The sequence below is a fragment of the Streptosporangium sp. LJ11 genome (assembly GCF_051918945.1).
Classification (GTDB): Bacteria; Actinomycetota; Actinomycetes; order Streptosporangiales; family Streptosporangiaceae; genus Streptosporangium.
The window spans coordinates 1-3,206 of sequence record NZ_JBPXMB010000076.1 but is presented as its reverse complement, the minus strand read 5'-3'; the positions used below and the strand labels follow the sequence as shown (position 1 = coordinate 3,206).

The following is a 3,206-nucleotide window of genomic DNA, read 5'->3' as shown; positions in this document are numbered from 1 at the left end:
AGCAGCGGGTGATCGATCCCCTCCAAACCAACCGCGTCCATGTCCCCGGCCTCGGCCTGCGCCGCCACCCAGAACCGCTCCCGCTGGAAGGCGTAGGTCGGCAGATCCACCCGCACCGGCCGAGCCGGAGCGAAGAAGGCATCCCAATCAACCGCGATACCCCGAACCTGCAACTGCCCCAAAGCCCTGACCAGCGTCCGAGCCTCGTCACGGTCCTTACGCGCGACCGCGACGAACACACCATCGTCGACGCTCTGCTGGGCCAGCGCGGTCAGAGTCGAATCTGGTCCGATCTCCACGAACACGTTCGCCTGGCAGGCGGTGACCCCGTCGGCGAACCGCACCGCCTCGCGCACATGCCGCACCCAGTACGCCGGGTCGGTCAGCAGGCCAGGCTCGGCGGGCCGGCCCGTCACGTTGGAGACGACAGGGATGGCCGGCTCGCTGAAGGTCAGAGCGGAGACGATCTGCTCGAACTCGGCGAGCATCGGCTCCATCAACGGCGAGTGGAAGGCATGCGAGACCCGCAGCCTGCGAGTGCGGGCACTCGTCAGGGCGGCGATCTCCTCCACCGCACTCTCGTCACCGGAGATCACCACCGAGGCCGGGCCGTTCACCGCCGCGATGCTCACATCCTCGCGGCCCTCCAGCAGCGGAAGGACCTCCGCCTCAGGAGCGGCGATGGCCAGCATCGCCCCACCCTGCGGCAGCCCCTGCATCAACCGCGCCCTCGCGGAAACCAGCGCACACGCATCAGGCAGCGACAGCACCCCCGCCACATGAGCGGCGGCGATCTCACCCACCGAGTGACCCACCAGCACATCCGGCCTCACCCCCAGCGAGGCCAGCAGACGATACAGAGCGACCTCGAAGGCGAACAGCGCCGGCTGGGTCATCCCGGTCTCGGCCAACACCTCGTCCGGGCCCGAGAACATCGCCTCACGCACCGGGTGCGGCAGCAGCGCATAGATCTCGTCCAGGGCGTCGGCGAACACCGGGAACGCGGCGGCCAGCTCACGGCCCATGCCCACCCGCTGGCTGCCCTGACCGGCGAACAACATCGCCAACCTGCCGCCACCGGCCGCGGCACCCGGCGTCGTACCGTCGGCCAGGGCACGCAGCCCGGTCAGTAGCTCGACCTGGTCGGCGCCGACCACCACCGCGCGCTGCTCCAGCAGCGCCCGGCCCGTCGCCAGCGTCCAGGCCGCATCGGCCGGGTTCAGCTCAGGCCGCTCCTCCACCCACGACGCGAGCCGGGAAGCCTGCCCCCGAAGCGCCTGGGGGGTCTTGGCCGAGACCAGCCAGGGCGTCAACGGCAGCTCGACGGCGTCAATCTTGGCCTCGGGCTCCGCCGGCCCCTGTTCGATGATCACGTGTGCGTTCGTCCCGCTGATCCCGAAGGACGACACGGCCGCCCGGCGTGGGCGGTCCTCGATATCCCAGGGACGGGCCTCGGTCAGCAGCTCCACCGCACCCGCCGACCAGTCGATGTGTCCCGACCGCTCCTCGGCGTGCAGGGTCCGCGGCAGCGTCCCGTGCCGCATCGCCATCACCATCTTGATCACACCACCGACACCGGCGGCGGCCTGCGTGTGACCGATGTTCGACTTCAACGACCCCAGCCACAACGGCCGGTCCTCGGGCCGGTCCTGACCGTAGGTGGCGATCAACGCCTGCGCCTCGATCGGGTCGCCCAGCACCGTTCCCGTGCCGTGCGCCTCGACCACGTCCACGTCAGCGGACGAGAGGTTCGCGCTGGCCAGCGCCTGGCGGATCACCCGCTGCTGCGCCGGGCCGTTCGGCGCGGTCAGGCCGTTGCTCGCACCGTCCTGGTTGACCGCACTGCCCCGTACGATCGCGAGGACCTGGTGGCCGTTGCGCCGCGCGTCCGACAGCCGCTCGACCAGCAGCACGCCGACACCCTCGCCCCAGGCGGTGCCGTTCGCCGTGTCGCCGAAGGACTTGCACCTGCCGTCGGGTGCCAGACCGCGCTGGCGGGAGAACTCGATGAAGGTCCCGGGCGTCGACATCACCGTCACACCGCCCGCGAGGGCCAGATCACACTCACCCGAGCGCAACGCCTGCGCCGCCAGGTGCAGCGCGACCAGCGACGACGAGCACGCCGTGTCCACGGTCATCGCGGGGCCCTCGAACCCGAAGGTGTAGGACACCCGCCCGGACACCAGGCTTCCGCCGCTGGTCGAGGCGGGGGCGCCGAGGCCGTAGTCGTGGTACATCAAGCCGGCGAACACGCCCGTCCGGCTGCCGCGCAGCCCGACGGGACTGACACCGGCCCGCTCCAGCGCCTCCCATGACGCCTCCAGCAGCAGCCGCTGCTGCGGGTCCATCGTCAGTGCCTCACGCGGGCTGATCCCGAAGAAGCCGGGGTCGAACTCGGCGGCGTCGTACAGGAAACCGCCGTGCTTCACGTAGGAGGTGCCCTCGTTCTCCGGGTCCGGGTTGTAGATCCTCTCCATGTCCCAGCCGCGGTCGGCGGGGAACTCGGAGATGGCGTCCGTACCGCTGGCCACGAGGTCCCACAGCCCCTCGGGCGACAGCACGCCGCCGGGGTAGCGGCAAGCCATGCCCACGATCGCGATCGGCTCGTCGTCGCCCGGCGTCCTGGCCGTCGTGACCGACGCGATCGCGGACGCGGCGCCGGTCAGCTCCGCCCCCACGTAGTCGGCCACCGCTTGAGCGGTCGGGTAGTCGAAGATCAGTGTGGCCGGTAGCCGGAGTCCGGTGACGGTGCCGAGCCTGTTCCTGAACTCGACCGCGGTGAGGGAGTCGAAGCCGAGGTCCTGGAAGGCGCGATCCGGCTGGACGGCCTCCTTCGAGGCGTGCCCGAGCACCGTCGCCACTTCCTGGCACACCAGGTCGGACAGGACCGACCGGCGTTCCGCGCGCTCCATCGCGGCCAGCCGTCCCGCGAGGCCGTTGAGGATGCCCGCTCGTGGCAGTGCCGTCCGGGCGGGGTTCCTGCCCTGGGCGAACCTCGCGGCGATCAGCGCCGGCCGGTCGTGGCGCAGAGCGGCGTCGAACAGCGCCAGCCCGTCGGCAGCCGACAGCGGCTTCAGACCCATGCGCTCCATACGGCGTACGTCGGCCTCGGTCAGTTCCTCCGCCATCCCGCCGATCGCCCACAGGCCCCAGGCCAGCGAGGTTCCCGCCAGTCCCCGCGACCTGCGATGCTCGGCCAGCGCGTC

The 3,206-nt window shown here is 71.1% G+C and carries 1 protein-coding gene; it reads right to left on the bottom strand.

The annotated features are described in order from the left end of the window. A partial coding sequence (locus ACTOQ3_RS43385; RefSeq protein WP_440089901.1) for a type I polyketide synthase occupies nt 1-3,206 on the bottom strand: 3,206 nt, incomplete at both ends.